General features: G+C 73.5%; 22 protein-coding genes. 17 read left to right on the top strand and 5 right to left on the bottom strand.

Going from position 1 to position 25090, the window contains the following annotated elements; translation table 11 throughout:
- Positions 1–18 precede the first annotated feature (18 nt).
- The 5 genes from ACWDRR_RS30630 to ACWDRR_RS30650 all read right to left on the bottom strand — a co-directional run bounded on the left by ACWDRR_RS30630 (position 19) and on the right by ACWDRR_RS30650 (position 4968).
- Positions 19–900 carry an amidohydrolase family protein gene (locus ACWDRR_RS30630; RefSeq protein WP_449775495.1) on the bottom strand — a complete coding sequence of 294 codons (882 nt, stop codon included), beginning with the start codon at positions 898–900 and terminating at the stop codon, positions 19–21.
- 94 nt (positions 901–994) lie between these two features.
- The gene (locus tag ACWDRR_RS30635; protein WP_449775496.1) at positions 995–1906 is read right to left on the bottom strand and encodes an SDR family oxidoreductase; all 912 of its coding nucleotides are present in this window, start codon (positions 1904–1906) and stop codon (positions 995–997) included.
- 122 nt (positions 1907–2028) lie between these two features.
- A complete protein-coding gene (locus ACWDRR_RS30640) occupies positions 2029–3078 on the bottom strand; it encodes an aromatic ring-hydroxylating dioxygenase subunit alpha (protein ID WP_449775497.1) in 1050 nt (349 codons plus the stop codon).
- The gene (gene mctP / locus ACWDRR_RS30645; RefSeq protein ID WP_449775498.1) at positions 3075–4748 is read right to left on the bottom strand and encodes a monocarboxylate uptake permease MctP; all 1674 of its coding nucleotides are present in this window, start codon (positions 4746–4748) and stop codon (positions 3075–3077) included. The genes ACWDRR_RS30640 and mctP overlap by 4 nt, the downstream gene beginning before the upstream one ends.
- Positions 4738–4968: a DUF3311 domain-containing protein gene (locus tag ACWDRR_RS30650; RefSeq protein ID WP_449775499.1), complete on the bottom strand. Its 231-nt coding sequence runs from the start codon at positions 4966–4968 to the stop codon at positions 4738–4740. The genes mctP and ACWDRR_RS30650 overlap by 11 nt, the downstream gene beginning before the upstream one ends.
- 195 nt (positions 4969–5163) lie before the next feature.
- Between ACWDRR_RS30650 and ACWDRR_RS30655 the strand changes: the two genes are divergently transcribed.
- The 17 genes from ACWDRR_RS30655 (at position 5164) to ACWDRR_RS30735 (ending at position 24928) form a co-directional block, all read left to right on the top strand.
- Positions 5164–6135 carry a DMT family transporter gene (locus ACWDRR_RS30655; RefSeq protein WP_449775500.1) on the top strand — a complete coding sequence of 324 codons (972 nt, stop codon included), beginning with the start codon at positions 5164–5166 and terminating at the stop codon, positions 6133–6135.
- A 385-nt stretch (positions 6136–6520) separates the two neighbouring features.
- Positions 6521–7159 (top strand): TetR/AcrR family transcriptional regulator, encoded by a 639-nt coding sequence (locus ACWDRR_RS30660; RefSeq protein ID WP_449775501.1) that lies wholly within the window; start codon positions 6521–6523, stop codon positions 7157–7159.
- 297 nt (positions 7160–7456) lie between these two features.
- Positions 7457–8560, top strand: a complete 1104-nt coding sequence (locus tag ACWDRR_RS30665; RefSeq protein WP_449775502.1) for an alpha-hydroxy acid oxidase — start codon at positions 7457–7459, stop codon at positions 8558–8560.
- 256 nt (positions 8561–8816) lie between these two features.
- Positions 8817–10166: a class I adenylate-forming enzyme family protein gene (locus ACWDRR_RS30670; protein ID WP_449775503.1), complete on the top strand. Its 1350-nt coding sequence runs from the start codon at positions 8817–8819 to the stop codon at positions 10164–10166.
- Positions 10167–10361: 195 nt separating this feature from the next.
- On the top strand, positions 10362–10634 hold the full coding sequence (locus tag ACWDRR_RS30675) for an acyl carrier protein (RefSeq protein ID WP_449775504.1): 273 nt from the start codon (positions 10362–10364) through the stop codon (positions 10632–10634).
- Positions 10631–10876 carry an acyl carrier protein gene (locus ACWDRR_RS30680; RefSeq protein WP_449775505.1) on the top strand — a complete coding sequence of 82 codons (246 nt, stop codon included), beginning with the start codon at positions 10631–10633 and terminating at the stop codon, positions 10874–10876. Before ACWDRR_RS30675 ends, ACWDRR_RS30680 begins: the two co-directional genes overlap by 4 nt.
- The gene (locus ACWDRR_RS30685) at positions 10869–12038 is read left to right on the top strand and encodes a beta-ketoacyl-[acyl-carrier-protein] synthase family protein (RefSeq protein ID WP_449775506.1); all 1170 of its coding nucleotides are present in this window, start codon (positions 10869–10871) and stop codon (positions 12036–12038) included. The genes ACWDRR_RS30680 and ACWDRR_RS30685 overlap by 8 nt, the downstream gene beginning before the upstream one ends.
- The gene (locus tag ACWDRR_RS30690; protein WP_449775507.1) at positions 12035–12637 is read left to right on the top strand and encodes a beta-ketoacyl synthase chain length factor; all 603 of its coding nucleotides are present in this window, start codon (positions 12035–12037) and stop codon (positions 12635–12637) included. Before ACWDRR_RS30685 ends, ACWDRR_RS30690 begins: the two co-directional genes overlap by 4 nt.
- On the top strand, positions 12634–14286 hold the full coding sequence (locus tag ACWDRR_RS30695) for a class I adenylate-forming enzyme family protein (protein ID WP_449775508.1): 1653 nt from the start codon (positions 12634–12636) through the stop codon (positions 14284–14286). The genes ACWDRR_RS30690 and ACWDRR_RS30695 overlap by 4 nt, the downstream gene beginning before the upstream one ends.
- Positions 14283–15572, top strand: a complete 1290-nt coding sequence (locus ACWDRR_RS30700) for a beta-ketoacyl-[acyl-carrier-protein] synthase family protein (RefSeq protein ID WP_449775509.1) — start codon at positions 14283–14285, stop codon at positions 15570–15572. The genes ACWDRR_RS30695 and ACWDRR_RS30700 overlap by 4 nt, the downstream gene beginning before the upstream one ends.
- A complete protein-coding gene (locus ACWDRR_RS30705; RefSeq protein ID WP_449775510.1) occupies positions 15569–16198 on the top strand; it encodes a hypothetical protein in 630 nt (209 codons plus the stop codon). Before ACWDRR_RS30700 ends, ACWDRR_RS30705 begins: the two co-directional genes overlap by 4 nt.
- A gap of 37 nt (positions 16199–16235) precedes the next feature.
- Complete coding sequence (gene hppD, locus ACWDRR_RS30710) at positions 16236–17288, top strand: 4-hydroxyphenylpyruvate dioxygenase (RefSeq protein WP_449775511.1); 1053 nt, start codon at positions 16236–16238, stop codon at positions 17286–17288.
- 74 nt (positions 17289–17362) lie between these two features.
- A complete protein-coding gene (locus ACWDRR_RS30715; RefSeq protein WP_449775512.1) occupies positions 17363–18292 on the top strand; it encodes a phytanoyl-CoA dioxygenase family protein in 930 nt (309 codons plus the stop codon).
- Positions 18292–19380, top strand: a complete 1089-nt coding sequence (locus tag ACWDRR_RS30720) for a prephenate dehydrogenase (protein WP_449775513.1) — start codon at positions 18292–18294, stop codon at positions 19378–19380. The genes ACWDRR_RS30715 and ACWDRR_RS30720 overlap by 1 nt, the downstream gene beginning before the upstream one ends.
- 75 nt (positions 19381–19455) lie before the next feature.
- Positions 19456–21513, top strand: a complete 2058-nt coding sequence (locus tag ACWDRR_RS30725; RefSeq protein ID WP_449775514.1) for an FAD/NAD(P)-binding protein — start codon at positions 19456–19458, stop codon at positions 21511–21513.
- Positions 21510–23000, top strand: coding sequence for a class-II fumarase/aspartase family protein (locus ACWDRR_RS30730; protein ID WP_449775515.1), 1491 nt, complete (start codon positions 21510–21512; stop codon positions 22998–23000). The genes ACWDRR_RS30725 and ACWDRR_RS30730 overlap by 4 nt, the downstream gene beginning before the upstream one ends.
- A 92-nt stretch (positions 23001–23092) precedes the next feature.
- On the top strand, positions 23093–24928 hold the full coding sequence (locus tag ACWDRR_RS30735) for an acyl-CoA dehydrogenase (RefSeq protein ID WP_449775516.1): 1836 nt from the start codon (positions 23093–23095) through the stop codon (positions 24926–24928).
- The last annotated feature ends 162 nt before the right edge of the window (positions 24929–25090 follow it).

Raw genomic sequence — 25090 nt, forward strand, 5'->3', positions numbered from 1 at the left:
GGTTCGCTCAGCCCTCCCTCAGTCCTTGACGAGCCCCAGCAGGCGGGCGGCGTTGTCCTTGAGGATCTTCGGCCGCACCGTCGGCTTGATCTCCAGCTTCTCGAAGTCCGCCAGCCAGCGGTCCGGCGTGATCATCGGGAAGTCGGACCCGAACAGGACCTTGTCCTGGATCAGGGTGTTGGCGTACTGGACCAGCTGCGGCGGGAAGTACTTCGGCGACCAGCCGGACAGGTCGATGTGGACCAGCGGCTTGTGGTTGGCCACTGCCAGCGCCTCGTCCTGCCAGGGGAAGGAGGGGTGCGCCATGACGATCGGCAGGCCGGGGAAGTCGGCGGCGACGTCGTCGATCAGCAGCGGGTTGGAGTACTTGAGCCGGATGCCCGCGCCGCCGGGTGCGCCGGCCCCGATCCCGGTCTGGCCGGTGTGGAACAGCGCCGGTACGCCCAGCTCCTCGATCGCCTCGTACATCGGGTACGCGGAGCGGTCGTTGGGGTAGAAGCCCTGCACGCTGGGGTGGAACTTGAAGCCGCGCACGCCGAAGTCCCGGACCAGCCGGCGGGCCTCGCGGGCGCCCAGCCGGCCCTTGGCGGGGTCGATGCTGGCGAACGGGATGAGGATGTCCGCGTTCTCGGCGGCGACCTGCGCGACCTCCTCGTTGGAGACGGCCGGCGTGCCGGTCGCCGCCTCGGCGTCGACCGGGAAGATCACGCAGGCGATCTTGCGCTCCCGGTAGTAGCCGGCCATGTCGGCGGCGTTGGGGTACTGCCGGCGCTCCACCTTGAAGTACGCGGCGGAGGCCTCCTCGATCTCGTCCGGCAGCGAGTTGTGGCCGGCCAGCGAGACCTGCGCGTGCGTGTGCATGTCGATCGCGACGAGGTCGTCGAGGTTGAGCGAAGTCATCTGCTGTCTCCTTCGGGGTGGGTCGGCGGACGGCGGGACCGGCCCGGCCGGGGCGACGGGGGGCCGGCCCGGCCGGGCGGATCGGCGGGACGGATCAGCCGGACAGCTTCTGCAGGGCCGCGATGCCGTAGGACTGCGGCTCGGCCCCGACCGAGGTGGACCAGGCGGTGGCGATCGCGTCCGCCGACCAGCCGCCGTCGACGAACGCCGAGGACACCTCCTCCGGGTGCGACCAGAGCGAGAGCTTGTCGCCGCCGATGCCGACGCACTGGCCGTTGACGTCCTTGGCGGCCTCCGACGCCAGGAAGACCACCACCCCGGCCACGTCCTCGGCGCTGCCGAAGCCGATGCCCTTGCGCAGGAAGTCGGGCAGCGGCGTGCCGTCCTTCTCCCAGGCCTCGATGTGCGGGGCGAAGGCGGGAATGGTCTTGGTCATCGCCGTCGCCGCGTTCGGGATCACCGCGTTCACCGTGATGCCGGCCCGGGAGAGCTCCATCGCCCAGGTGCGGGCCATCGCGGCGATCCCCGCCTTGGCGGCGGCGTAGTTGGTCTGGCCGAAGTTGCCCCGCTGCCCGGCCGGGGAGCCGGCCAGGATCAGGCGGCCGCCCTCGCCCTGCTCGCGCATCCGGATCGCGGCGGCGCGGGCACAGACGAAGGTGCCGCGCAGGTGCACCCGCACCACGTCGTCGAAGTCCTCGTCGGTCATCTTCCACAGCACCCGGTCGCGCAGGATCCCCGCGTTGGTGACCATCACGTCCAGCCGGCCGAAGGTGTCCACGGCGGCGGCGACCAGGGCGTCGGCCGACTCGGTGTCACCGACCGCGGCGACCACCGCGGTGGCCCGGCCGCCGGCGTCGGCGACCAGCTTCACGGTCTGCTCGGCCGCGTCCGCGTCCACGTCGTTGACCACGACGGCGGCGCCGGCGGCGGCGAGCGACAGGGCGTAGGCCTGGCCGAGCCCTCGTCCGCTGCCGGTGACGACGGCGACCTTGTTGATGAGCTCCATCGGTCTTTCCTCTCGTTCGGTGAGGGAGGTGCTGCCTCTGACGTGCTGTCGGTGCGGTGGACCGGCGCCGGTGACGGGGTCGGCGCCGGTCCACCGGGGGGGAACGGTCCGGGCGGTACCGCTCAGACCGTGCCGCCCGCCCGGGCGGCCTCCTCGGCCTCGGCCATCTGCTGGACCAGCCGGCGGGCCCGCAGCGTGCCGGCGTCGTTGCGCAGGTTCACCGTCGGCCGGCCCGGGTTGCGGCGCATCACCGAGTAGGCGCCCTCGATGGCGCCGCTGTCCTCGGCGAAGACGTTGGCGAACTTCTTCTGCAGCACCTCGTCGTAGCCGGGCTCCGTGCGCCGGAACCGCCGGGCGAAGGCCCAGAAGTACCAGGTGGTGTGCTCGGTCTCCGGGGTGCCGAAGTTGAGGTTGCAGCCCTCCGCGCCGTTGCTGCGGTCGCCCTCCGGCGCGCCGCTGCCGACCGGGGCGACGCCCACGTCCAGCACGGTGGAGGCCGGCGGCTGGAACCGGATGATCTGCCAGCGGTCGACGTTGCCGTCCCGGTCGAGCGCCTCGCGCCACAGCGGCGCCGCGTCGTGGTCCAGGATCCACCGGGTGACCAGCACCGAGGTGTCGTCGCCGGTCACGCTGATCGGGTTGGCCTGGATGTTGTCGTCGCCGAGGCTGCCGACGTGGACGTAGGTCTCGTGGGTGGTGTCGATCAGGTTGTCGGCGAGCAGGGTGTAGTTGGCCTGGAGGTGGATCGTCCCGTGCACGGACGTCCAGTCCGGGTGGTCGTTGCGCTCGAAGATCGCCGGGATGAGGTCCGGGTCGGCGGCCGCCGGCTCCCCCGGCCAGACCCAGACGTAGCCGTGGCGCTCGACCGCGGGGAAGGTCCGCACTCTGGCCGCCGCCGGTATGTGGTCCTGGCCGGGGGCCTCCACACAGCTGCCGTCCGCCTCGAAGCGCATCCCGTGGTACATGCAGCGCAGGGTGCAGTCCGCTTCGAGCCTGCCGAGCGCGAGCGGCATCTGCCGGTGGCAGCAGCGGTCCTCCAGCGCGGCCGGCCGGCCCTCGCGGTCCCGGAAGAACACCATCGGCTCGTTGCAGATCGTGCGGGAGAGGATCTCGCCGGCCGGGAGCTCCTCGGGCCACGCGGCCACGTACCAGGCGTTCAGGATCAGGGTCATGACTCCTCCTTCAGTGCGACGAGCCCTTCGGCCCGGGCTGCGGGCGCGGCGGCGGGAACGATGGTGACGGGCTGCGGGGTCGCGGGGACCGGCCGCGGTTCGTCCTGCGGTGCGGGCGAGCGGAAGTAGTCGTCGCCGCGGGTCTCGTCGATGCCGTCCGGCACCCGGACGGCCCGGCACACCAGGGTCACCAGGACGGTCACCACCAGGTTGACGACCAGGGCGAGGAAGCCGACGTACATCGGCATGTGGGTGGGCAGGCCGAGGTCCGACAGCGGGAGCGCGTTGCCCCCGAAGTGGGCGTGCCCGGTGGCCGGGTTCGGGATCCGGTAGAGCATCCAGAGCCCGGAGGCCATCCCGACCACCCAGCCGACCAGCAGGCCGGTGCGGTGGAACCAGCGGATGACGATCCCGAGCCCCACCGCCGGCAGGGTCTGCAGGATGATCACATTGCCGATCAGCTGGAAGTCGGTGGAGAACTGGGGCGTGAGCATCAGCGTGCAGATCAGCGCGCCGAACTTCACCACCAGCGAGGCCACCTTGGAGACCTTGGCCTCCTGCGCCGGCGACGCCTGCGGCCGCAGGAACTCGCGGTAGATGTTGCGGGTGAAGAGGTTGGCCGCGCCGATCGACATCACCGAGGCGGGGACGAGGGCGCCGATGCCCACCGCCGCGAAGGCGATCCCGGCGAACCAGTCGGGGAACATCTGGTGGAACAGCAGCGGCACCACGGTGTTCGAGTCCGGCTTGCCGTCGGAGGTGAGCGGGACCACCCCGGCCGCGATGGCCATCAGCCCGAGCAGGGCGATGAAGCCGACGGCGAGGCTGTAGACGGGCAGCGCCGCCATGTTCCGCTTGATCACGTTGCGGTCCCGGCTGGCCAGTGCCGCGGTGCTGGTGTGCGGGAAGAGGAACAGGCCCATCGCCGAACCCAGCGCCAGTGAAGCGTAGTTGAGCTGGTTCCCGGAGTCCAGGACGACGTTGCCCTTGCCGTTCGCGGCGAACTTGTGGCCGGCCGCGTCGAAGATGTGGCCCCAGCCGCCGAGCTTCATCGGGATGTAGATCACCGCCGCGATGACCACCGCGTAGACCAGGATGTCCTTGACCACCGCGATCAGGGCGGGGGCGCGCAGGCCGGACTGGTAGGTGAAGCCGGCCAGCCCCACGAAGGCGAGCACCACCGGCCACTCGCCGTTGACCCCCATGGTCTTCAACACCGCTTCGATGCACATGAGTTGAAGGGCGATGTAGGGCAGGGTGGAGAGGATCCCGGTCACCGCGACGCAGAGCGCCAGGGCGCGGGAGCCGAACCGGCCGCGGACGAAGTCGGCGGTGGTGACGTACCCGTGGGTGCGGGAGACCGACCAGAGCCGGACCAGCAGCAGGTAGACCATCGGATAGACGATGGCCAGGTCGGGCAGCGAGAAGAAGCCGGCCCCGCCCACCTGGTAGATCAGCGCCGGGATGGCGATGAAGGTGTACGCGGTGTAGAGGTCGCCGCCGATCAGGAACCAGGTGATCCAGCTCCCGAACCGGTGGCCGCCCAGGCCCCATTCCTGCAGGTCGTCCATGGTGTGCGAGCGGCGCCACCGCGAGGCCAGCAGGCCCATCACCGTCACCCCGGTCAACAGGACGGTGAACAGCACGAGTTCGGTGAGGTTAAGCGTCATCGGACGCTCCGGCGCGACGGGTCCGCAGGTGGACGGCGGCGGTGCAGGCCGCCGCGAAGGCGACCAGCAGGAGCTGGAACCAGTAGAAGAACGGGATCCCGGCCAGCCTCGGCAGATCCCGGTTGAAGACGAAGGTGAGCAGCGGCGCGAGGGCCGCCGGTGCGAGCAGCCAGTTCCACGGGCTGCGGTCGCGGTTCACTGCTGAGGGTTCTCTGGCCACGCTTCCACCATCGGATCGGAGGGGCACGGGTGAACGTCAAACAAAGTGAACGATCGATCGGATATTGTCAAGGACGCCAAGCGCCCTACTCACAGGGCGCGTTCATGAGATAACTAATGGTACGTTCGGTCAGTTAGACCTGGCCGTGAAGCGGCCGCGCCCTCGGCGCGCCCGCCGGCGGAAGGGATTTCAGTCATGGCGGTCTCACGCACAGCGGTCGGCGTCACCTGCGGCATCGCCACCGGGCTCGCCTGGGGCGGGATGTTCGCCGTCGCCAAGTCCGCGTACGGACACCTCGACCCGTTCCACCTGACGGCAGTTCGGTTCGTGCTGGCCGCCGGCGTGTTCTGCCTGCTGCTGCTCCTGCGGGAGGGCCGCGGCGCCTTCCGCTTCGAGGGGCGGCTGGGCGGCCTCTGGGTGCTCTCCACCATCGGGTTCGCGGGCTTCAACTTCTGCACCTACGTGGGCCTGGAGAGCATCCCCGCGCAGAGCTCGGCGCTGATCATGGCGACCATGCCGCTGGTCACGGTGCTGGTGATGTGGGGGCGCACCCGCAAGGCGCCGCCGGCCGTCACCCTGGGCCTGGTGCTGGTCGCCCTGCTCGGCGTCGCCATGGTGCTGGGCAACGGCAACCCGGCCCGGGTGGTCACCGGCGGGGTCGGCTACGGCGGCCTGCTGACGCTGGTCGGCGTGGCCGGCTGGGTCCTGTACACCACCGGGGCCGCGGCCTTCCCCACCTGGTCGCCGCTGCGCTACACCACGCTGAGCTGCCTGCTCGGGACGGTGAGCATCCTGGTGATCACCCTGGTCGCCTCGGTGGCCGGCTGGATCGACAACCCCGGCGTGGGCGAGTACCCGGCGGTGTGGGCGCAGATCCTGTACGTCGTGTTCGCCGCGACCACCGTCGCCGCGCTGACCTGGAACACCGCCTTCCGCAACCTCGGGCCGTCGAACGGCGTGCTGTTCATCAACCTCGTCCCGGTCACCGCCTTCGTGATCCAGGCGTTCCGCGGCCACCGGCCGACCGGCTACGAGATCGGCGGGGTCTGCGTGGTGCTCGCCGCGCTGGCGGCCTCCAACGTGTACGCGCGGCGCCGGGCGGGGGCCGCGCCGGCCGCCGCGGTCGAGCCCGCGCAGCCCGCTCCGCAGTCGGCCGGCCGCCGCTAGGGTCCGCCCGGCCCGACGGGCGGACCGACGCCCGTCGGCAGCGGCCCGCCCGCACCACCCGCCGGCACGACCGCCCGCACCACCGCCGGTGCTCCGTGCCCGCGCCCCGGGGACGGCCACCGACCCATCGCCCACGGCCCGTCGGCCGCACCGCCGGCGTCGGCCGGCCACACCGCGAATCGCCTGCTCAGGCCGATGCCGTAGGCTTCTCGTCTCCTCACCGACCGCCCTTCGCCGGTCGCTCGTCACCGACCGACCGGCGGTGACTGCGGACCGTGCGGACGAGCCGGGCGGCCGGGTCCGGCGACCCGGTTCCCGGCCACTCACCCCCACCCGGGTCTGCGCCCCGATCGCGCCCCGCCACCCCCAGACGGAGGGAGTCACCATGGTCAACCCGCGGACGGACGGCCGCATTCTGCGAGGCAACCAGACGCGCCGCGCCATCCTGCGCCGCGCCGTCGACATCGCTTCGGCCGAGGGGCTGGACGGACTGTCGATCGGCCGGCTGGCGACCGATCTGCAGATCAGCAAGAGCGGGGTGTTCGCCCTGTTCGGCTCGAAGGAGGACCTGCAGCTCGCCACGGTCCGGGCGGCCGGGAAGATCTACACCGAGCAGGTCGTCGACCCCGCGATGGAGGTGACGCCCGGTCTGAGCCGGGTCTGGGACCTCTGCGAGCGGTGGCTGGAGTACTCCCGGACCAGGGTCTTCCCCGGCGGCTGCTTCTTCTTCTCGGCGTTCGCCGAGTTCGACTCCCGCCCCGGGCGGGTCCGCGACGCCGTCGCCAACGCCAGTGTGACGTGGCAGCAGATCGTGACCCAGGCCCTCGCCGACGCGGTCCAGCTCGGCCAGTTGCTGCCCGGCACCGACAGTGACCAGCTCGCCTTCGAGGTGATCGCCCTGCTGGAGGCCGCCAACGGGGTCTCGCTGCTGCACGACGACGCCCGCGCGTACGAGAAGTCCCGGGCCGCGATCAGGGCCCGGCTGAGTGCGCTCTGCACCGAACCGTCCGTCCTGCCGGCCTGACCCACGCCCGTCCCGACGGCCGATCGGCCCGCCCCGCGGGCCCGGTCGGCCCCCCGCGTCACCCGCCCCGGCGGGTGACGGCCGTCCCATATTTGAAGACTTCTTCATATCCTCATGCTCTATGTTAAAGACTTGCCATATCCGCGCCGTCGGGCCCTGGTGGCCCTTGGCCCGGCCCGCGTGATGGTGGTAGAAAATGTACGACCGATCGGTCAGAGTTCTCAGGCCGGGGTCGCCGGACTCTCCGGCACCCCCGACTCAGCCGCAGAACCGGGGGATCAGATGGATCGACTGGGCGTGAAGCCCCTGCTCGTCCGCGAGTACGAGGGGCTGGCCAAGGATCGACTCCCCAGAGACATCTGGGACTTCATCAACGGCGGCAGCGGTACCGAGTCGACCGTGACCGCCAACCGGACCGCCCTGGAGCGCATCCGGATCCGGCCGCGGGTCCTCACCGATGTGACGGTGTGTGACACCAGGGCGGACCTGCTCGGCACCGACATCGCCGCACCGATCGGCATCGCGCCGATGGCCTATCACCAACTCGCACACCCTGAGGGTGAGTTGGCGACGGCACGGGCAGCCGGCAAGGCCGGGCTCCCGCTGATCGTCAGCATCTTCGCCAGCCGTCCGCTCGCCGAGATCGCCGAGGCGGCCGGGAGCGCTCCGCTCTGGCTCCAGCTGTACTGGCTCCGGCAGCGGGAGCTGCTGACCGGCCTCGTCCGCCGGGCGGAGGAGGCCGGCTGCAAGGCGCTGGTCCTCACCGTCGACGCGCCGCGGGTCGCCCGGCGCCCGCGCGACGTCCGCAACGGCTTCACCCTGCCGCCGGGCGTCCGGGCCGCGAACGTGGACTCCGCCGTCATGGCGGCGAGCCACCTGGCCGCCACCGGCAGCTCGGCGATCGAGCGCCACTCCCGCGAGCAGTTCGACCCCTCCATCACCTGGGCCGATCTGGCGCGACTGCGCGAACTCACCGATCTCCCACTGGTGTTGAAGGGCATCCTGACCGCGGAGGACGCCCGGCTGGCGGTCGAGCACGGCGTCGACGCGGTGATCGTCTCCAACCACGGCGGCCGCCAGCTGGACGGCGCGGTCGCGAGCGTCGACGCACTGCCGGAGGTGGCCGCGGCGGCGGCCGGCCGGTGTCGGGTCATCGTCGACGGCGGGATCCGGCACGGCACCGACGTCCTCAAGGTGCTGGCCCTCGGGGCGGATGCCGCCCTGGTGGGCCGCCCCGTCCTGTGGGGGCTCGCACACGCCGGCGCCGAGGGCGTCTCGGACGTGCTCGGCCTGCTCCGCGACGAACTGGAGGAGGCGATGGCGCTGTCCGGCCTCCCCCGGATCACGGATATCCACAGCTCCGCCGTCCGCGCCCCGCACACCGCGTCCGAGGAATTCTAATTCTTGGACTGTACGTCGGCGGATTGACTCTTGCGATCCAATCCCCCTCGTGTAAGGATGAATAGCGGCCACGGTTTCGCGGTGGGGGTGAAATTAATCCCCCCCCGAAATGAGGATTTCTCCCGGCAGGCCCCGTTCAGCGTGTCCGGATACGTGCAAAATATGCGTACAATCAAACCGATGTGCATGTTTTGGAGCGATCGCGATGCAGCGCTTATTACCATCGGAAATCCAGCATGATTGGGTCGACCGGAGCTTGCTGGCCGGCCCGGACTCCGAGATCTGCCTGGAGTTCGAACGGCCGGTGACCCGGAGCGGGCTTCGCGCCCTGGTGGCGCGGCGCCGGGAGGCACTCGCCGAGGCCGGCCTCGGCCCGGGCGGGCGGCTCGCCCTGCGGTTGCCCCCGTCACTGGCCTGCGCCGTCGAGCTGCTGGCCGCCTGGCAGCTCGGGGCGCAGGTGGCCCTGCTGGACCACCGGCTGACCGAGCACGAGATCGGCCTGGCGCTGGAGCGGCTCGCACCGCGGCTGCTGGTCGAGCCGCTCGGCCCGGTCACCGCCACCGCCCTGCGCGGGTTCCACCGGATCGAACCGCGGATCACCCGGCTCCCCGGCCGGGCGGGCGGCGGCGACCACGTCCTGATCCAGCTCAGCTCCGGGTCGACCGGCCCGTCCAAGGTGATCGGCCGTTCGGCCGCCGACCTGCTCGGCGAGCTGGCGCGGTACGACCGCATCGAGGGCTTCCCGCGCCGCGGCGAGCGGGTGGTGATGCTGGCCTCCATGGTCCACGTGCTGGGCCTGGTCGGCGGCCTGCTGTACAGCCTGCACGGCGGCGCCCGGATGGTGGTGCCCGAGCGGTTCACCGTCGACGGGATCCTGCGCGCGGTGGCGGCGGCGGGCGAGCCGACCACCGTCCTGGGCGTCCCGTTCCACGCCGAGATCCTCGCCGCCGTCACCGATCCGCCCCAACTGCCCTTCCTGCGCGGCATGATCACCGGCGGCGAGCCCGTCCGCCAGGAGGTCTGGGAGGCGTTCACCACGCGCTACCACGCCACCCTGGGCAACATGTACGGCATGACCGAGGCGGGCGTGATCGCCACCGACGTCGCCGGCCGGCACCGGCCCGAGCTCGCCGTCGCACCCGGCCTGGACGTGCGGGTGACGGCCGACGAGATCCTGCTCGGACTGCCGGTCTCCCCCTACCTGGACGCCGGCGCCACCCCGCGCTGGGAGGACGGCTGGCTGCGCACCCGCGACGCCGGCGCCCTCGACCCGGCCACCGGCCGGCTGCGCGTGCGGGGCCGGCTGGACTCCCAGATCTCCGTCGGCGGCCTCAAGGTGGACCTCGCCGAGGTGGAGCAGACCGTGCTCTCGCTGCCGCAGGTCCGCGAGGCGGTGGTGCTGCACGGCCACCACATCGAGGCGTACCTCACCCTCTCCGAGCCGGCCGGCCCGGCCGAGCTGGAGCAGGCGCTCGCCGCCCGCCTCGCGCCGTACAAGCGGCCGCGGAGCCTCCACGTCCTGCCGGACCTCCCCAGGACCGGCACCGGCAAGCTGGTGCGCGACCCCGCGGCGCTGCGCGGCGCCGTCGAACGCGCGAGGTCCTGAGCCCGCGCCCTCCCGGCACCCACGCGCTTCCCCCTCCCCCCTTCCGTGATCCGGCCTGCCCGCGCGCGACCGCCGCGCCGCGCGCCCCCACCCCGCAGGCCCACGCCGCACGCCCCACACCGCACGCCCCCACCTCGCGAACCCCGTCCCGAACACCCCCGCCCAGTACGTGGACATGACAAAGGAGTCGGAACCATGAGCAACGACATCAACACGTTCATCGTCGCCAGCCTCGCCGAGATGAACTACGACGTCTCCGAGATCACCGACGACACCCCGCTCGGCCCGGCCGGCCTCGACCTGGAGTCGCTCGCCCTCGCCGAGATCGCCGTCCAGGTCGAGGACACCTTCGGCGTCCGGATCGACGAGGACGAGACCGAGCAGCTCGCCCTGATGACCCTCGGCGAGCTCGCCGCCGAGATCGCCCGGCGCGCCTCGCTGGCCCGGACCGGCGGTGGTTCCGAGTGAGCCCGACCCGGCAGATCGACCGCGACGACGTACTGGAACTGCTCTCGACCTACCGCGAACGCACTCCGCAGGACGCGATCGAGCAGATCGACTCCCTGGAGCTCGCCTGGCTGGTCCACCAGGTCGAGCAGCGCTACCAGGTGCAGCTGGACCTCGACGACGACGAGCTCGTCCGGATGGCGACCGTGCCCGGCGCCGTCACCGTCCTCGGCGAACAGCTGGCGAGGGCAGGCCATGGATGACACCCCCGTCCTGGGCGGACCCCCGGGCCGGGGCGGCGGTGCCGCCCCGGTGATCACCGGCCTGTCGGCGGTCTCCGCCTGCGGCCGCGGCGCGCAGGCGCTGCACGAGCGGGTCACCGCCGGCGAGCCGGCCTTCGGGCCGGTCACCCGGTTCGACGTGACCCGGTTCCGGGCCGGCGCCGCCGCCGAGCTGCCCGGCGACCCCGACCTCGTCGAGGAGCTGGCCGCCGTCGTCGAGGAGGCCTGCTCGCACGCCCGGCTCGGCGCCGGCGACCGGGCCGCCGCCCGCCTCCTGCTGGCCGGCCACACCGACCCGGCGGTCACCCGGCTGCCGGTCGCCGAGCGGACCGGCCGCACCCCGGCCGGCACCGCCCGCGCCCTCGCCGACCGGTCCGGTCTCGGCGGCGAGGTCCTCGCCTACACCACGGCCTGCGTGGCCGGCAGCACCGCCGTCGCGGACGCCGCCGCGGCGATCAGCAGCGGCCGGGTCGAGCGCGTCGTGGTGGCCGCCGGCTACCTGGTCGACGAGGAGCACTTCGCGCTCTTCGACGCCGGGCGGGCCCTGGCGCCCGACGGCCGGCTGCGCCCGTTCAGCGCCGGCCGCCGGGGCATGCTGCTCGGCGACGGCGTGGCGGCGGTGGTGCTGGAGTCGGCCGCGGCGGCGCAGCGCCGCGGCGCCCCCGTCCTGGCCCGGCTGGCGGGCTGGGGCCGGGCCGGCGACGCCCACCACGTCAGCCAGCCGCACCCGCACGGCACCGGGCTGGCCCGGGCCGTCCGGGCCGCCCTGCGCCGGGCGGGTCGGCGGCCCGAGGACATCGGCTACATCAACGCGCACGGCACCGGGACGGCGGCCAGCGACGCCGCCGAGGCGGCCGGTCTGCGGGAGGCGCTCGGCGAGCGGGCGGCCCTGATCCCGGTCAGCTCGTCCAAGTCGGTGCACGGCCACACCCTGGAGTCCTCCGGGGTGCTGGAACTCGTCGTCACGGTCGGCGCGCTGCGCTCCGGCCGGCTGCCCGTCAACGCGGGTTTCCTGGCGGCGGACGAGCGGTGCGGGCTCAACCTCGTCACCGAGGGCCCCCACCCGGCGCGGCCCGCGTACGCGCTGAGCCTGAACGCGGCGTTCGGCGGCGCCAACACCGCCCTGCTGGTCGGTGCCGTATGAGCACCACCACGCCCCCGGCGGCCCCGGCCGCCGCCCCGCACCGGCACGGCGGGAGCGCCGTCCGGGCGGTGGCCTCCTGGCCCGAACCCGGCGACGACGGCGCGCCCGCGATGCCGGCCGGGTTCATCGCCTCGACCTTCCCCGCACTGGTCGCCACCGTCGCCGACCGCTGTCTGCGGCGCGGCTACGGCGAGCCCGCCGAACCCGCCGGCGAGCGGCCCACCGCGGTCGTCCTGGTCAGCGAGTACGGCGACCAGGGCACGGCCGAGGCCGTCGCGGCCGCGGTCGACGGCGGCGGGCGCCTGCAGCCGCTGCTGTTCTTCCAGTCCGTGCCCAACGCCGTCCTCGGCTGGGTCGCGGCCCGCTGGGACCTGGTCGGTCCGGTGGTCTGCGTCAGCCCGGGCGCCGATCCGGCCCACCAGGGCCGCGAGCTGGCCGACCTGCTGATCGAGGACGGCGACGCGGACGAGGTGCTGCTGCTCCTGGTCGAGCAGGCCGCCGGCCCGGGCGGGCGCGACCGTGCGGAAGCCCACCTGATCTGTCGCCTGCCGGCACCCCCCGGCAGAGCGGTCACGGACGCAACGGAGAGGAAGCCATGAGCCTCAGCAAGATCCGCGCCGAGCTCGCTGCGGACCAGCAGCTCGGCACCGGCAATGTGCTCACCACGCTGATCGCCCGCGGCGAGGGGCTCGACGAGCCGTCGCTGACCTTCGACACCGAGGTGGACGGCCACCCGGCCCTCCAGCCGCTGACCCTGCGCGAGCTGGACCGCCGGGTGGCCGCCCGCGCCGCCTCGCTGCACGCCCTCGGCATCCGCCCCCGGGACCCGGTCGCCGTCCAGGTCTCCGCCGGCGCCGACCAGGTGCTGAGCTTCCTGGCGCTGGCCCGGATCGGCGCCGTCCCGGCCCTGGTCAACGGCCGGCTGCCGGCCGAGCCGGCCGCCGAGTACATCCGCCGGCTGCGGGCCGCGGCCGTCCTGGTCGACGCCGCGCACCGGGCGGCGTTCGGCGACGAGGACCTCGGCGTCGCCCAGGTGATCGACGTCGCCGGGCTCGGTGCCGGCGACCCGGCCGCCGCCCCGGCGCAGTTCCGGCACCACCCCGGCGACCCGGCGGTGATCACCCACTCCTCCGGCACCACCGGCCTGCCCAAGGCGGTCGCGCACTCGCACGCCAGCCTCTTCGCCTCGGTGCGCCACCGGCTCACCCTGCCCCGGGCCCAGGGCGTGGACCGGCTGCTCGGCGCGCTGCCCGCCGCCCACGCGGCCACCGTCATCGCGGTCAACCTCGCGCTGGCCAACCGGTCCGAGCTGCTGGTCCTCTCCCAGCAGACCGGGGAGGCCGTGCTGGACGCGATCGAGGCCTGGCACCCCACCGGCGTCCTCGGCTTCGCCGCCACCTGGTCGGAGCTGGCCGCGGTCGACCTCGCGGCCCGGGACCTCGGCTCCGTCCAGCTCTGGTGGAACACCGGCGACTGCGCCCACGAGGCCCACATCCGGCGGCTGGTCTCGGTCGGCAACCGCCGGGCGGCCGGCGCGGGCGGGATCCGCGTGGTGCCCGGCTCGGTGTTCATCGACGGCCTCGGCTCGACCGAGATGGGCCACTCGCAGTTCTTCATCACCCACACCTCCAGCACCTCCCGCTACGGCCGGTGCATCGGCAAGCCGCACGCCTTCTCCGACGTCGCCGTGCTGGACGAGGACGGCGCGCCGCTCGGCCCGAACGAGGTGGGGCAGCTCGGCGTGAACGCGCCGACCCTCGCCCTCGGGTACTGGAACGACTCGGTGACCACCTGGCGCACCCGGCTGAACGGCTACTTCCTGACCGGCGACCTGGTCTACCGGGACGCGGCCGGCTACTACTACCACGTCGACCGGCAGGTGGACTCGATCGACCTGGGCGGGGGCCGCCGGCTGTACACCGCCGCCTCCGAGGAGCGGGTGCTGGCCGCCCTGTCCGACGTGCTGGAGTGCACCGTGGTCGCGGTCACCGAGCCCGACGGCGGCGTCGCCACCCATGTGCTGCTGGTGCTCGCCGCCGGCGCCGACCCCGCCGCCGACCGGGCGAAGGCCGTCCGGGCCGCGCTGGAGGAGCACGTCGCGGCGACGGTGCGCGGCGTCGTGGTGGTGGACCCGGCGCAGATCCCGCTCGGGCCGACCGGCAAGGTCCGCAAGGTCCTGCTGCGCGAGCGCTACCTCGCCGGGCAGCTGCTCGGCGACGGCTCCGGGCCGCTGGGGAGCGCCGCATGACCGGGGTCGGCCGCCCCCGTGCGGTCGTCACCGGCATCGGCCTGGTCAGCTCCCTCGGGCGCGGCGCCGGCGCCACCTTCGAGGCGCTGTGCGCCGGCCGGTCGGGCCTGCGCCGGCCGCCCGAGGGGCACCCGCTGCACGGCTCGGGGGTAGACGTCGCGGGGATCGCGCCGGACATCGACGCGACCTCGGTGCTGCCGCCGAGCGAGGGCCGGTTCGTCGACCGCTACGCGCTGCTGGCGCTCGCCGCCGCCGACGACGCGATCGCCGACGCCGGCCTGGTGGTCGGCCGGGACGTGGACCCGCTGCGGGCGGCCGTGGTGGTCTCCAGCGGCGGCGGCGGCCTGGAGACGTACGAGGAGCAGGCCCGGGGCCGGCACGCCCGCGGGCGGGCCGCGGTCAGCCCGTACCTGCTGCCCGGCATGCTGCCCAACATGGCGGCGGCCCGGGTCGCCATCAAGTACGGCATCCGCGGGTACAGCGCGGCCATCGCGACGGCGTGCGCGGCCGGGGCCCAGTCGGTCGCGGAGGCGCTGCGGCTGATCCGCGGCGGGGAGGCCGACGTGGTGATCTGCGGCGGCTCCGACGCGCCGCTGCACCCCACCGTCGCGCTGGCCTTCGGCAACGCCAGGGCGCTGGCCCACGGCTTCGACGACCCGCAGGAGGCCAGCCGGCCCTTCGACACCCGGCGCAACGGCTTCGTGCTCGCCGAGGGCGCCGGGGTCCTGGTGGTGGAGCGGGCCGACCTCGCCGCGGCGCGCGGCGCGGCCGCCTACGCCGAGCTGCTCGGCTGGGGCGCCACCACCGACGCCTACCGGCCCACCACCCCGCGCCCGGACGGCGAGGGCGCGATGGCGTGCATGCGCCGGGCGATCGCCGACGCGGGCCTCGCCCCGGCGGACGTGGACTACGTCAACACCCACGGCACCGGCACCAAGCTCGGCGACGTGGCCGAGGCGAAGGCCGTCCGCGCGGTGTTCGGCAGCCGCTCGCCGGCGGTGAGCGCCACCAAGTCGATGACCGGCCACCTGCTCGGCGGGGCGGGTGCGGCCGAGGCGGCCATCACCGCCCTGGCCATCGCGGGCGAGGTGGTGCCCGCCACCCGCAACCTGGACACCGTCGACCCGGCCTGCGAGCTGGACCACGTCCGCGGCAAGGCCCGGGAGGGCCGGGTCTCGGCCGCCGTCTCCAACTCCTTCGCGTTCGGCGGCCACAACCTCAGCCTGGTGCTCGGCCCGGCCGAGGGCCGGGTCCGGTCGGTGACCCCGGAAGGCGCGGCCCGGTGACCGGCGCGTCCGCCGGCGGGAGCCCGGCCGCCGGTACGGGCCCCGCGGCCGGTACCGGCCCGGCTTCCGCAGGCCCCGCGGCCGGTGCCGGCCCGGCCGGCGACGGGAACCCCGCCGGCGGGTGGCCGGGCGGGGAGCCGCCCGCCCACCAGTTCTGGTGGCTGCACGACGCGCGCTGGTACCAGGGCGTGCTGAAGCGGTTCGGCCAGAGCGCGGCCAACGAGATCAACGCCGAGGCGATCCGGTTCGTCGCCCGCCGGGCGGCGATGTGGTACCGCCGACAGGCCGGCGTGAAATTCGACGAGATCCCGATGAAGGAGTTCGTCCACCTCTTCGAGAACGTCCCGCCGCTCATGTGGACCGACGACATGTACGGCGCGGAGCAGATCCACCTCGGCGAGGAGGAATGGGAGACCGTCGTCCACCACAACTACGCGCTGCGGATGCTCAAGGCCGCCCGCGCCCTGGACGGCTACGAGTGTCCGTGCCTGGAGATGCGCCAGGGCTGGTTCGAGGGGCTCGGCGTATCGGTGTGCGACACCCGGACGGAATGCCTGCGGACCGGCGGCGAGTCCTGCCGGTTCCTGGCCGTCCGGAATCGCCGCGAGAACGATTCCGGAGATTGACCGAAGTTTCCCTGACATATCGCCCAGGAGATCTCTCATGGACATTCAAGGAATAGACCACGTGGAATTCTACGTGGGCGACGCACAACAGTCCGCGTTCTGGTTCTGCACCGCGCTGGGCTTCCGCCTCTGCGGCGAGTCCGAACCCACCGACCACCGCTCGCTGCTGCTCCGCCAGGGCGGCATCCAGGTGCTCCTCACCTCACCGCTGTCCGAGCACCACCCGGCCGCCGACTTCGTGCGCCGGCACGGCGACGGCCTCGCGGTCATCGCCCTGGAGACCACCTCGGCGGCCGCGGCCTACGAGACGGCGGTCGCCGCGGGCGCCGCCCCGCTGGCGGCACCGGTCGCGTACGAGCAGGACGGCACCCGGGTGGTCACCGCCGAGGTGGCGGCCTTCGGCGACGTGGTGCACCGCTTCGTCGAACGCCACGGCGGGACGGAGGAGTTCCTCCCCGGCGTGGTCGGCGTCCTGGCACCGGACCCGGAGCCGGCCGACGACCTGCTCACCGAGATCGACCACTTCGCCGTCGTGGTCCCGGCCGGCGAGCTGACCGGCACCGTCGAGTACTACCGGCGGGTCTTCGGCTTCGAGCAGATCTTCGAGGAGTTCATCGAGGTCGGCGAGCAGGCCATGGACTCCAAGGTGGTGCAGAGCCCCTCCGGGAAGGTCACGCTGACCCTGATCGAGCCGGTCACCGACCGGCGCCCCGGCCAGATCGACGAGTTCCTCACCCGCCACGGCGGGGCGGGCGTCCAGCACATGGCGCTGCTGACCGGCGACATCATCCACGCGGTGAAGACCCTGGAGCGCCGCGGCGTCACCTTCCTCCAGACCCCGGCGAGCTACTACGACCTGCTGGAGGAGCGGCTCGGCACCCCGGACGTGAAGATCCCGGAGCTGCGCGAGACCAACGTGCTGGTCGACCGGGACCACTGGGGACAGCTCTTCCAGATCTTCACCCGCTCCATGCACGTGCGCCGAACGTACTTCATGGAGGTCATCGACCGCCACGGCGCCCGCACCTTCGGCAGCGGCAACATCAAGGCCCTCTACGAGGCCGTCGAGCGCGAGAAGGTCGGCGCTTGACGCTGCCCCGCCCGCTCCCGGCCGCTCCCTTCTCGCCCGCCTGCCCCGCCCACGCGCACCCGAGAGGACCCACCATGCCCGCACCCGCACCCACCCCCGAATTCCGGCTCACCGACGAGGAGTCGGAGCTCCTCCCGACCGACGACGACGTCCGCTTCTACGCCGAGCACGGCTGGTACCTCAGCAAGAAGCTGCTCACCGACGCGGAGGTCGACGGGCTGGAGCAGGCCAGCGAGCGGTACTACGCCGGCCACCGGGACCGGACGCTGCCCGTCCGCCCGCCCAAGCTCGCCTACTGGGAGCCGGAGCACGGCGCCGTCCAGCGCCACAACGACTACGTCCACTACGAGGACGACGCCATCGGGCGGATCCTGCGCAAGCCGCTGATCGGCGCGGTCGCCGCGCGGCTGGCCGAGGCGGCGGAGATCCGGGTGTTCCAGTCCACCCTGATCCTCAAGCCGCCGCGCCCGGAGGAGCAGAGCAACATCGTGCCCTGGCACTTCGACCGCCACTACTGGGCCACCTCGACCTCCGAGCGGATGCTCACCGCGTTCATCCCGTTCCACGACTGCGACGAGGAACTGGGCACCATCACCATGGTCGACGGCAGCCACCGCTGGAAGGAGACCAGCGTCCGCGACTCCACCTCGCTGCACTTCGCCGAGCGCAGCCGGGAGGAACTCGACGCGATGCTGGAGGAGAACGCCGGGTTCAACAACACCGAGGTGCGCAAGGTCCCGATCGTGATCCCCAAGGGGCACATGAGCTTCCACCACTGCCGCACGTACCACGGCAGCGGTGCCAACCGCAGCGACCGGCCGCGGCGGGCGATCTCGCTGCACCTCCAGGACGGCGCCAACCGCTACCGCCGCTTCACCCGCAGCGACGGGAGCATCGTCGCCTACAACCACGACGTCCTGGTCCGGCGCACCCCCGAGGGCACGCCCGACTACGCCGACCCGGCCTTCCTCCCGGTCCTCTGGCGCTCCCCGGGAGCTCCCTGATGCGCACCGTCGCGGTCGTCGGCACGGGCCTGATCGGCACCTCGGTCGCCCTGGCGGCGCGCAGACGCGGACTGACGACCTATCTGCTCGACCGCAGCTCGCTGGCGGTCGGCGCCGCCGTCGCGCTCAACGCGGGCGTCGCCGGGCCGCCGCCGGAGCCGGTCGACCTGGCCGTGATCGCCGTTCCGCCGGCCCAGTTGGCGCCGGTGCTGAAGGAACAGCAGGACCTCGGGCTCGCCCACTGGTACACCGACGTGTCCAGCGTGAAGGCCCGGACCAGGACGGCCGCCGAGGAGGCCGGCTGCGACCTCGGCCGCTTCGTCGGCGGCCACCCGATGGCGGGCAGCGAGCGGTCCGGCCCGTTCGCCGCCGCCGCCGACCTCTTCCAGGGCCGCAACTGGGTGCTGACCCCGTCCCGGGAGAGCGACCGGCACGCGGTGGACCTCGTCCTGCAGCTGGTCGCGCTCTGCGGTGCCCGCCCGATCCTGATGGAGGAGGACGACCACGACCGCGCGGTCGCGCTGGTCTCGCACGCCCCGCACCTGGTGGCGAGCGTGCTGTCGGCCCAGCTGGAGTCGATGGAGCCCGGGACGGCCCGGCTGGCCGGCCAGGGCCTGCGGGACACCACCCGGGTCGCCGGCGGCAGCCCGGGCCTGTGGACGGACATCCTCGGCACCAACGCGGTGGCGGTGGCCGACATCCTCGCCGGGTTCAGCAAGGACCTCGACCAGGTCCTGGACGCCCTGCGCGACATCGGTGCCGACGACCCGCAGCGGCGCCGCAGCGGCGAGCACACGCTGGGCGAGCTGCTCAGCCGCGGGGTGGCCGGGCAGGACCGGGTGCCCCGCCGGGGGCCGGGGCGGCCCGGGGACGGCAACGGCCGGGTCTCGGTCCCGGTGGCCAACCACCCGGAAGCCGTCGAGCAGTTGTTCGCCGACGTCTGGAACACCGGGATGCACATCGTGGACCTCAACGTCGACCACGTCCCCGACGAGCCGTTCGGCCGACTCGACCTGACCGTCGACCCGGAGGCCGCCGACGACCTCGCCGCCCAGCTCACCAAGCGGGGCTGGGCGGTCCTGCGCTGACGCCGCCCGCCGAGTCCGGGCCGCGAGGCCCGGACACCCCCGCTTCCCACCCACGCGATCCGCCGGAGAGTGGACATGACTGCTCGACAGCTCGACATCTGCATCATCGGCATGGGGCCGCGCGGTCTGTCGGTCCTGGAGCGCCTCTGCGCCAACGCCCGCGCGGAGGGCGCCGACGTCCCGACCACCGTCCACGTGGTGGAGCCCCACCCGCCGGGGGCCGGCCAGGTCTGGCGCACCGACCAGCCGCACCAGCTGCTCATGAACACCGTCTCCTCGCAGGTGACCATGTTCACGGACGACACCGTCGACATGGCGGGCCCGCTGCAACTGGGCCCGAGCCTGTACGAGTGGGCCCGCTTCCTCGTCCTGATGGGCCCGTTCGAGGGGTGGCAGTACCCCGAGCACGTGATGGCCGAGGCGGCCCGGCTCGGGCCGGACTCGTACCCCACCCGCGCCTTCTACGGGCACTACCTGGAGTGGGTGTTCCACCGGGTGGTGACCACCGCGCCGGACCACGTCACGATCCGCGTGCACCGCTCCCGCGCCGTCGCGCTGGACGACGCGCCGGCCGCCTCGGGCTCCCCGGCCTCCGCCGCCTCCTCGCCGGGCCCGCGGGCACCGGGTGCGACCGGGCCCGGCGACGGCGGGCAGACCGTGCTGCTGGCCGACGGCGAGCGCCTGACCGGTCTGGACGCGGTGGTCCTGGCCCTGGGCCACCTGCCCACCGAGGACAGCGAACGGGAGGCCGCGCTGGCCGCCTTCGCCGAGGAGTGGGGCCTGGTCTACCTCGCACCGGCCAACCCGGCCGACACCGACCTCGACCGGATCCGCCCGGGCGAGCCGGTCGTCCTGCTGGGCCTCGGCCTGAACTTCTTCGACTACATGGCGCTGCTCACCGTCGGCCGGGGCGGCAGCTTCGAGCGGGCGCCGGACGGGCTGCTGCGCTACCGGCCGTCCGGCCGCGAGCCCTTGCTGCACGCCGGGTCCCGGCGCGGCCTGCCGTTCCACTCGCGCGGCGAGAACGAGAAGGGCGCGCACGGGCGGCACCTGCCGATCGTCCTGGTGCCCGAGGTGATCGACACCCTGCGCGACCGCTCGGCCGGGCGGGGCGGGCTCGACTTCCGGGCCGAGGTCTGGCCGCTGATCGCCAAGGAGGTCGAGACCGTCTACTGCACCTCCCTGCTGGCGGCCGACGGCCGCGCCGACGAGGTGGACGGCTTCCGCGAGCGCTACCTCGCCACCGGCTGGGGCAGTGCGGAGGAGACGGCGCTGATCGACGCCGCCGGCCTCGGCGGCGAGCGCCGCTGGGACTGGGAGCGGATCGCCCGCCCCTACGGGGACCGGGAGTTCGCCGGGCCCGACGACTTCCGCGACTGGCTCGCCGACTACCTCCGCCAGGACCTGACCGAGGCCCGGCTCGGCAACGTCAGCGGCCCGCTGAAGGCCGCCCTGGACGTGCTGCGCGACCTGCGCAACGAAGTCCGGATGCTGGTCGACCACGGCGGCCTCACCGGGACCTCCCACCACGAGGACCTGGACCAGTGGTACACGCCGCTGAACGCCTTCCTCTCGATCGGGCCGCCGGCCCACCGGATCGAGGAGGCCCTCGCCCTGCTCGCGGCGGGCGTGCTGACCGTCCTGGGTCCGCGCGTACGGGCGGTCGCCGATCCGCAGAGCTGCCTGTTCCGGGCGGAGTCCGCCGCCGTCCCCGGGTCCGAGGTCAGCTCCGCCGTCCTGATCGACGCCCGGCTGCCCGACATCGACGTGCGCCGCACCGCCGACCCGCTCCTCGGCTACCTGCTCGCCACCGGGCAGTGCCGGCCGTACGAGATCGGCGACCCGGGCGGCACCACCCACCAGACCGGCGGCGTCGCGGTGACGGCCCGGCCCTACCACCTGGTCGACGCCGAGGACCACCCGCACCCGAAGCGGTTCGCCTTCGGCGTGCCGACCGAGGCTGTGCACTGGGTGACCGCCGCCGGCATCCGGCCGGGCGTCAACTCGGTGACGCTCACCGACGCGGACGCCATCGCCCGGACGGTGCTCGGGCTCGCCGCGGCGCCGCTGCCCGCCGTCTCCGCCGCCGGTGCCGCCGCGCAGTCGCCCGCGTCGACCAGGGCGACGGTATGAGCGGCGGCGACGGTACCGATCCGCTCGTCGACACCGGGCCGCTCCTCGACTCCGGGCCGTTCCTCGACTCCGGTCTGCTGACGCCGGTGCGGGCCGGCACGCCGGTCGAGCGGGCCACCTCCGACGAGGCCTGGCTGCAGGCCCTGCTGGACGCCGAGTCGGCGCTGGTCCGGGCCCAGGCCAAGCTCGGCCTCGTCCCCCCGGAGGCGGCCACCACCATCACCGACCACGCCCGGGCCGACCGGCTGGACGTGGTCCGCCTGGCCCACCGCACCCGCGGCGCCGCCAACCCCGTGGTGGCCCTGGTGGAGGAACTCACCGCCCTGGTCGCCGCGAGCGACCCGGACGCGGCGGAGTACGTGCACCGCGGCTCCACCAGCCAGGACATCATGGACACCGCCGCGATGCTGGTGGCCTCCCGGGCGACGGCACTGGTGCTGGCCGACCTGGACCGGGTGGCCGCGGCGCTCGCCCGGCTCGCCGAGGAGCACCGCGACACCCCGATGCCCGGCCGGACCCTCGCCCTGCAGGCCGTGCCGATCACCTTCGGCCTCAAGGCCGCCGGCTGGCTCCAGGGCGTCCTCGACGCGGCCACCCGGCTGCGCCGGGTACGGGTCGGCCTGCCCGCCCAACTCGGCGGCGCGGCCGGGACGTTGGCCGGCTACGTCGAGTACGCCCGGATCCACCCGTGGCCGGGCGGCGCCGCGTACGGCGGCACCGACCTCGCCGGGTACACCGACCGGCTGCTGGCGGCGTTCGCGGCCGAGACCGGGCTGCTGGCCCCGGTCCTGCCGTGGCACACCGTCCGCACGCCGATCGCCGACCTCGGCGGCGCGCTGGCGACCGTCACCGGGGCGCTCGGCAAGCTCGCCGTCGACGTCCAGACCCTGGCCCGGACCGAGATCGCCGAGGCCGCCGAGCCGGCCGCGGCCGGGCGCGGGGTCTCCTCGGCGATGCCCCACAAGCGCAACCCGGCCCTCGCCACCCTGATCCGCTCCGCCGCCCTCCAGGCGCCGGCGCTGTCCCTGGTGCTCGCGCAGGCGATGCTGGCCGAGGACGAACGGCCGGCCGGCGTCTGGCACGCGGAGTGGCAGCCGCTGCGGGAGTGCCTGCGGCTGGCCGGCGGGGCGGCGCACACGGCCGCCGAACTCGCGGCCGGGCTGACCGTCGACGCCGCGCGGATGCGGGCCAACCTCGACCTCACCGGCAGCCTGGTCGTCTCCGAGCGGCTCGCGGTGGTGCTGGCACCGGTGGTCGGCAAGGTCGCGGCCAAGGAGCTGATGAGCCGCGCCTCGGCCGAGGCCGCCCGGGCCGGCCGCCCGCTCGGCGCGGTGCTGTCGGCCGCCCCCGAGCTGGCCGGCCGGTTCACCCCCGGGGAGCTGGCGGAGCTGCTCGACCCGCAGGGGTACGTGGGCGCCGCCGGGCCGCTGGTCGACCGGGCACTCGCGCACTACCGGCGGTACCGGGCAGCGCTGTTGACGGAGTGACAGGTCCCGCCGGGCCGCCGGGCGGTGGTTGACAGCGGCGAACACTATGCACGATCGTTCGGATGGATTTTCTTGATGGCGGGAGGCCAACGATGGGGCACTACCGGTCCAATCTGCGCGACCTGGAGTTCAACCTCTTCGAGGTGTTCGGCGCCGGCGGCCTCTTCGGCACCGGGCGGTTCGCCGAGCTGGACGAGGAGACGGCGCGCAGCGTGCTCCACGAGATGGCCCGCCTCGCCGAGGAGGAGCTGGCCGAGTCCTTCGCCGACATCGACCGCAACCCGCCGGTCTTCGACCCGGCGACCAACGCGGCCCCGGTGCCGGACTCCTTCAAGAAGAGCTACCAGGCCTACCAGCGGGCCGAGTTCTGGCGGCTCGGGATGGCCGAGGAGCTGGGCGGCACCCCCAGCCCCCGGCTGCTCTACTGGGCGCTGGGCGAGCTGGTGCTCGGCGCCAACCCCGCCGTCTGGATGTACGCCACCACCCCCGGCTTCGCCGGCGTCCTGCACGCCGAGGGCACCGCGGAACAGCACGCGATCGCCCGGCTGATGGTGGAGCGGGAGTGGGGCTCCACCATGGTCCTCACCGAACCCGACGCCGGCTCGGACGTCGGCGCCGGGCGCACCAAGGCGGTCAGGCAGGAGGACGGCTCCTGGCACATCGAGGGCGTGAAGCGCTTCATCACCTCGGGCGAGCACGACCTGGCCGACAACATCATCCACCTGGTGCTGGCCCGCCCCGAGGGCCACGGACCCGGCACCAAGGGCCTCTCCCTGTTCATCGTGCCCAAGTACCACTTCGACCGGGAGACCGGCGAGTTGGGCGAGCGCAACGGCGTCTACGCGACCAACGTCGAGCACAAGATGGGCCTGAAGGCCTCCAACACCTGCGAGTTGACCTTCGGAGCCAAGCAGCCCGCCAAGGGCTGGCTGGTCGGCGAGAAGCACGACGGCATCCGCCAGATGTTCAAGGTCATCGAACTGGCCCGGATGATCGTCGGCACCAAGGCCATCGCCACCCTCTCCACCGGCTACCTCAACGCCCTCGACTACGCCAAGGAGCGCGTCCAGGGCCCCGACCTCTCGCAGTTCCTCGACAAGGCCGCCCCCCGCGTCACGATCACCCACCACCCCGACGTACGGCGCTCGCTGCTCACCCAGAAGGCCTACGTCGAGGGCATGCGCGCGCTCGTCCTCTACACCGCCTCGGTGCAGGACGACATCGAGGCCCGGCGCGAGCGCGGCGAGGACGCCGCGGCCGCCGAGCAGTTGAACGACCTGCTGCTGCCGATCGTCAAGGGCTACGGCTCCGAGAAGTCCTACGAGCAGCTCGCCCAGTCCCTGCAGATCCTCGGCGGCTCCGGCTACCTCCAGGAGTACCCGATCGAGCAGTACATCCGGGACGCCAAGATCGACACCCTCTACGAGGGCACCACCGGCATCCAGGGCCAGGACTTCTTCTTCCGCAAGATCGTCCGGGACGGCGGCCGGACCCTCAACGGCCTGGTCGGCGAGGTCCGCGCCTTCACGACGGCCGGCGGCGACCGCGACGCCGATCCGCTGGCCCGCGAGCGCGAACTGCTGACGGCGGCCGCGGACGACCTGGAGGCCATCGTCCGGACCATGGTCGCCGACCTCTCCGGCGCCGCCGCGGACCCGACCGCCATGTACAAGGTGGGCCTCAACACCACCCGCCTGCTGCTCGCCGCCGGGGACGTCCTGGTCGGCTGGCTGCTGCTGCGCCAGGCCGCCGTGGCCCTCGCCAAGCTGGCGGCCGGCGCCTCGGAGAAGGACGCCTCCTTCTACCAGGGCAAGGTCGCGGCGGCCCGCTTCTTCGCCCGCACCGTCCTGCCGACCGTCGCGCCGCAGCGGCTGATCGCCGAGGCCGTGGACAACGCCGCCATGGAGCTGGCCGAGGACGCGTTCTGACCCGCGCTCCCCCGCTCCCGCTCCTCCCGCCCACTCATGCATCCGTACCGACCACCGGAGTCCGCCGTGCCCGAAGCCGTCATCGTCAGCGCTGCCCGTTCGCCGATCGGCCGGGCCTTCAAGGGCTCCCTCAAGGACGTCCGCCCGGACGACCTGACCGCC

It is taken from the genome of Kitasatospora sp. NPDC003701, assembly GCF_053587085.1.